Annotated in this window: 4 protein-coding genes; 3 read left to right on the forward strand and 1 reads right to left on the reverse strand. The window is 66.0% G+C overall.

Annotation, left to right across the window (positions count from 1 at the left end; all coding sequences use genetic code 11):
- Positions 1 to 993: A/G-specific adenine glycosylase (gene mutY / locus EN906_RS20585; RefSeq protein ID WP_127375336.1), on the reverse strand; the 993-nt coding region annotated here is incomplete at its 3' end.
- A gap of 53 nt (positions 994 to 1,046) precedes the next feature.
- Here mutY and EN906_RS20590 point away from each other — a divergent pair.
- The 3 genes from EN906_RS20590 to smc form a co-directional block, all read left to right on the forward strand.
- A complete protein-coding gene (locus EN906_RS20590; RefSeq protein ID WP_127268827.1) occupies positions 1,047 to 1,547 on the forward strand; it encodes a DUF721 domain-containing protein in 501 nt (166 codons plus the stop codon).
- 163 nt (positions 1,548 to 1,710) lie between these two features.
- A complete protein-coding gene (locus EN906_RS20595) occupies positions 1,711 to 2,454 on the forward strand; it encodes a DsbA family protein (RefSeq protein ID WP_127268828.1) in 744 nt (247 codons plus the stop codon).
- A gap of 105 nt (positions 2,455 to 2,559) precedes the next feature.
- Positions 2,560 to 5,772: chromosome segregation protein SMC (smc, locus tag EN906_RS20600; protein ID WP_127375337.1), on the forward strand; the 3,213-nt coding region annotated here is incomplete at its 3' end.

The raw sequence follows: 5,772 nt of genomic DNA on the forward strand, positions 1-5,772 counted from the left end.
CGCAATGCGGCCAGCATACCGCCAGTCGCCGGGAAAGGGCGCGGCCGCTTCCGTGGTCGCCCCATCGATCCGCGCGGTCCAGCCCGTCGTCGGCACCTCGGTCATGCCGCCGAGCAAACCCTTCTCCGCCCGTTTGCGCAGAAGGATGGCGCCGTCGGCCCGCACGGCGACAAAGGCCGCGCCGTGCCGCTGCGGCTTGTCGGCCTTGGGCAGGCGCACCGGGAAGTGCTCGGGATCGCCTGAAACGACCGCGCTGCAGTCTTCGCGCAGCGGGCATAGCATGCAGCGCGGCCGGCGTGGCGTGCAGATGGTGGCGCCGAGATCCATCATCGCCTGGGCGAAGTCGCCAGGCCTTGTCCCGGGCACCATGCGCTCGACATGGGCACGGATTTCGGGCTTGGCTTCGCTGAGCGGGGTTGCGATCGAAAACAGCCGGGAGATGACGCGTTCGACATTGCCGTCGACAACGGCGGCGGGACGGTCGAAGGCAATCGCCGTGATGGCCGCCGACGTATAGGCGCCGATGCCTGGCAGTTCTCTCAAAGCCGTTTCCGTGTCGGGAAACCGGCCGCCACGCGCGGCCACAAGATCGGCACACGCCTTGAGATTGCGGGCGCGGGAGTAGTAGCCGAGCCCGGCCCAGGCCTTCATCACGTCCTCCGCAGGCGCCGCGGCCAGCGCCTCGACATCGGGCCATTTCTCGACGAAAATCCGGAAATAGGCCTTCACCGCTTCGACGGTGGTCTGCTGCAGCATGACCTCGGAGAGCCAGATACGGTAGGGATCAGGCCGCACGCCGCGCGCATGCTCACGAGGCGTGATGCGCCACGGCAATTCACGGTGGTGCACGTCGTACCAGCCTAGCAGGCGGGACGCGATATGCCCGGATGCAGCTCTGCTGCTATCTCCGGATGCAGCTCTGCTGCTGTCCCCGGATGTGGCTTTGCCACTATCCCAGGATACGGTCTTGCGGGTCTGGTCTGCTGGTGCCATTGATCTGTATCGGCCTGGCCGGTATCTGCTGGGGTCTTGGCTGGAGGACGTACATGGCAGGCAGAACGCCCTACGGCAATCCCGTCCCGGTCAGCGATCTCGCGACCAGGATCCTCGATCCGGTGCTGCGCAAGCGGGCTGGCATTTCGATCGGCCTCGTCCAGTCATGGGACGAGATCGCCGGCCCGCGGCTGGCCAGCCATTCGCGCCCCGAAAAAATCCAGTGGCCGCGCCGTATGCATGAGGACGATCCGTTCGAGCCGGCCGTGCTGGTCATTGCCTGCGAAGGCATGGCGGCACTTCATCTGCAGCACGAGACGGGCGAGATCATCAACCGGGTCAACGCCTTCCTCGGCTTCACCGCCATCAATCGCATCAGGATCCTGCAGAAGCCGGTGACAACCGACAAAGGAAGGCGCAAACCGGCCCTGAGGCCGCTGACGGCGGCTGAGAAGACGAAATTGTCGGGAACTGTCGGCCTGGTCGATAATGATGAACTGCGCGCCTCGTTGGAGAAACTTGGCGCGACCATTATTGGGGAGAGAAAATCATAGGCGTCTTGAAGAAAGTCATGGATTCGTCGTCACTATCTCGCATTCGTGATCGCCCTTGTCAGGTTTCGCGATTGGATTGGGGATCGAGATGCCTTAATTCGCGCCAACTCTCGCCTTTTCGTGTCTTTGCATTGCAAAATCCAACCCTTGTCAGGTGATTCGTATGAACCGTCCCCCGTTTGGCCAAAGCTTGTCTCGCAGAAACGTCCTGTCTTCGCTGGCCGCCATTCCGGCGGTGGCCCTGCTCGCCGCCTGCAGCGACTCTGGCGAGGAGGCGAAGGCCGCGGATGTGAAACCTGCGGCCCCGGCCGCCCCCGCGACGCCGGCCACGCCGGCCGCCGCCACCGCGCCGGAAGCCCAGGGCACCGTGGACATGGCGGAACTGATGAAGCCGGGTGCGCTGCCCGACAAACAGCTTGGCAAGGACGACGCCAAGGTCACCATCGTCGAATACGCCTCGATGACCTGCCCGCACTGCGCGCATTTCGCCGAGACCACCTTTCCGGACCTGAAGACCAAGTACATCGACACCGGCAAGGCGCGCTACATCCTGCGCGAATTCCCGTTCGATCCGAGTGCCGAAGCCGGTTTTATGCTGGCGCGCTGCGCCAAGGACAACTACTACCCTATGGTCGACGTCCTGTTCAGGCAGCAGGCGAACTGGGCTGGCGTTCAGAACACCAAGGATGCACTGCTGCAAATCTCGAAGCTCGCCGGTTTTACACAGGAGTCCTTCGAGGCCTGCTTGACGGACCAGAAACTTCTGGACGATGTGAGATCGGTCCAGAAGCGTGGCGCCAATGAATTCAAGGTCGACTCGACACCGACCTTCTTCATCAACGGTAAGACCTACAAGGGGGCGATGTCGATTGAGGAAATGTCGGCCATCATCGACCCTCTGCTCTGACGTCCAGTCAGCCCTGAGGCGGCGGCGCTTCGGCGTGCGCGGCTTCCGGTCGTGCCGCGAATTCTCATCGCAAAACCACGGTAATCCGCTTAGTGGGCGGCGCGAATGAAGTTTTCGCGCCTTCGCCTCCTCGGTTTCAAGTCCTTCGTCGAGCCCGGCGAGTTCGTCATCGAACGCGGACTGACCGGCATTGTCGGGCCGAACGGCTGCGGCAAGTCGAACCTTGTCGAGGCGCTGCGCTGGGTGATGGGCGAAAGCTCCTACAAGAACATGCGCGCGTCCGGCATGGACGACGTCATCTTTTCCGGCTCGGGCACGCGCCCGGCACGCAACACCGCCGAAGTCACACTTTTCCTCGACAACAGTGACCGCTCGGCGCCCGCTGCCTTCAACGATGCCGACGAATTGCAGGTGTCGCGCCGCATCGAGCGTGAGGCCGGCTCGCTTTACCGTATCAACGGCAAGGAGGCGCGCGCCAAGGACGTGCAGCTTCTGTTCGCCGACCAGTCGACCGGCGCGCGTTCGCCGTCGATGGTCGGTCAGGGCCGCATCGGCGAACTGATCCAGGCCAAGCCGCAGGCACGCCGCGCGCTGCTCGAAGAGGCAGCAGGCATTTCCGGCCTGCACACCCGCCGCCACGAGGCAGAACTGCGGCTGAAGGCGGCCGAGCAGAACCTCGAACGACTGGACGACGTCGTCGGCGAGCTGGAAAGCCAGATCGAAAGCCTGAAGCGCCAGGCGCGCCAGGCCTCCCGCTTCAAGAACCTGTCGGCCGATATCCGCAAGGCCGAAGCGACGCTGTTGCATCTGCGCTGGACGCTGGCCAAGACCCAGGAAGGCGAGGCGCGTTCGGCGCTGGCGGTTGCGACAGCCCTTGTCGGCGACCGCGCCGCGGCCCAGATGGCCGCCGCCAGGGAGCAAGGTATCGGTGCTCACCGATTGCCGGATTTGCGCGACGCGGAAGCCGCCGCCGCTGCTGCCTTCCAGCGCCTGTCGATCGCCAAGTCGCAGATCGAGGAGGAAGCCGGCCGCATCCGCGCCCGTCAGAGCGAACTCGAGCGCCGGCTACAGCAGCTCGACGGCGATATCGCACGTGAAGAGCGCATGGTCCGCGACAATGCGGACATTCTCGAGCGCCTTCGCACCGAAGAGGCGGCACTCAATTCGGAAAATGCCGGCGCCGCCGAACGCGAAGCCACCACCCGTGCGGCGTTCGAACAGGCGGCGTCGACGCTTTCGCAAAGCGAAGCCAAGCTCGCCGCGCTGACAGCCGAACGGGCCGAGGCTGCCGCCTCGCGCAACCAGATCGAACGGACGCTGCGCGACACCGCCGAACGCCGCGACCGCTTCGCGCGCCAGCTTGCCGATGTCGACCGGGAATTGTCTGAGATACTCTCCAAGGTCGCTGGCCTGCCCGATCCGGCCGAGAAGCGGGTGCTGGTCGAACAGGCCATGGCGCTGCTGGAGGAGGCCGAGGCTGCCGTGTCTGAGGCCGAGCAGTCTGTCATCGATGCCCGCGCCACGGAAAGTTCTGCCCGGCCACCGCTTCAGGATGCCAGGGCCGAGCTGGCGCGGATCGAAACCGAAGCGCGCACGCTGGCCAAAATCCTGAATGCAGCCAGCGGCGATCTCTTCCCGGCCGTGCTGGAGCAGATCAGCGTCGATCGCGGTTTCGAAACGGCGCTGGGTGCGGCCCTTGGCGAAGACCTCGACGTGCCGCTTGACCGCAGCGCGCCGGTGCATTGGGGCGAAAGCGCGATCCAGCCCGGCGACGCGGCTCTGCCGGAAGGCGTTAAAAGCTTGGCCAGCGTGGTCCACGCGCCGGCACAGCTCGCCCGCCGCCTGGCGCAGATCGGTATCGTCGATGCCGCCGGCGACGGCCGCCGGTTGCAGTCGCTGCTTGCTCCCGGCCAGCGGCTGGTCAGCCGTGAAGGCGCGCTCTGGCGCTGGGATGGCTTTACCGCAAGCGCCGATGCGCCGACCGCCGCAGCACAACGGCTGGCGCAGAAGAACCGGCTGGCTGAGCTCGATGCCGAGGCGATACAAGCGACGCTCGTCCTGCGCCAGGCCGAGGATGCGCTGGGAGAGGCTGAACAGGCGCTCCGCCTGGCAAGCGAGGCCGAGCGCAACACGCGCCAGGCCGGTCGTGACGCTCAGCATCGGCTGGACGCTGCCCGCAATGCGTTGGCCGAGGCCGAGAGGGCCGGCGGCGAATTGCAGAGCCGGCGCGCCGCACTCGATGAAGCGCGCGCCCGCATCGTCGACAGCCATGAGGAGATTTCGGCCGCCTTCGCCGAGGCGGAAATGCTGCTGCAGGACGCGCCCGATCTTGGCGATCTGCAATTGCAGCTCGAACAGTCCTCGGCCAATGTCGCCCGCGACCGCGCCGCGCTTGCCGATGCGCGCGCGGTGCATGAGGGGCTTCGGCGCGAAGCCGAGGCGCGCGCGCGCCGGCTCGATGCCATTGGCGCCGAGCGCAGCAATTGGCTGGAGCGGGCCGAAAACGCCTCGACGCAGATCGCATCGCTCGGCGAACGCAAGGCCGAGGCCGAGGCCGAACGCGAGCGGCTGGCCGATGCTCCCGATGAAATCAACGCCAAGCGGCGTGCCTTGCTGTCGCAGCTCACCGAGGCCGAGAGCTTGCGCAAGGCGGCGGCCGACCGTCTGCAGGAAGCGGAGAACCGGCAATCCGAACTGGACAAGGCCGCCACCGGCGCCATCCAGTTCCTGGCCGAGGCGCGCGAGACCCGCGTTCGCGCCGAAGAGCGGCTGACGGCGGCCGACGAGCGCCGGCTGGAGGTCGAGGCGCGCATACAGGAAACGCTGAACACGCCGCCGCATCTGGTCATCCGCCACACCGGTCTGGAGGCCGACAGCCCGATGCCTGAGATGGCCGAGATCGAGCGTCAACTCGACAGGCTGAAGATCGAGCGCGAACGGCTCGGCGCCGTCAACCTGCGCGCCGAGGAGGAGCAGAAGGAGCTATCCGACCGGCTGGAGGCGATCGTCTCCGAGCGCGAGGACATCATCGAGGCGATCCGCAAGCTCAGGCAGGCGATCCAGAGCCTCAACCGCGAAGGTCGCGAGCGGTTGCTGGCCGCCTTCGAGGTCGTCAACGGCCATTTCCAGCGGCTGTTCTCGCATCTGTTCGGCGGCGGCACGGCGGAATTGCAGTTGATCGAATCCGACGATCCGCTCGAGGCTGGCCTCGAAATTCTTGCCCGCCCGCCCGGCAAGAAGCCGCAGACCATGACGCTGCTGTCCGGCGGCGAGCAGGCGTTGACGGCGATGTCGCTGATCTTCGCGGTGTTCCTGACC

Source organism: Mesorhizobium sp. M7A.F.Ca.CA.004.06.1.1 (assembly GCF_003999135.1).
Lineage (GTDB): Bacteria > Pseudomonadota > Alphaproteobacteria > Rhizobiales > Rhizobiaceae > Mesorhizobium.

Coding starts and splice junctions, on each gene's coding strand:
- EN906_RS20590 (WP_127268827.1), top strand. CDS start 1,047: ATGGCAGGCAGAACGCCCTACGGCAATCCCGTCCCGGTCAGCGATCTC.
- EN906_RS20595 (WP_127268828.1), top strand. CDS start 1,711: ATGAACCGTCCCCCGTTTGGCCAAAGCTTGTCTCGCAGAAACGTCCTG.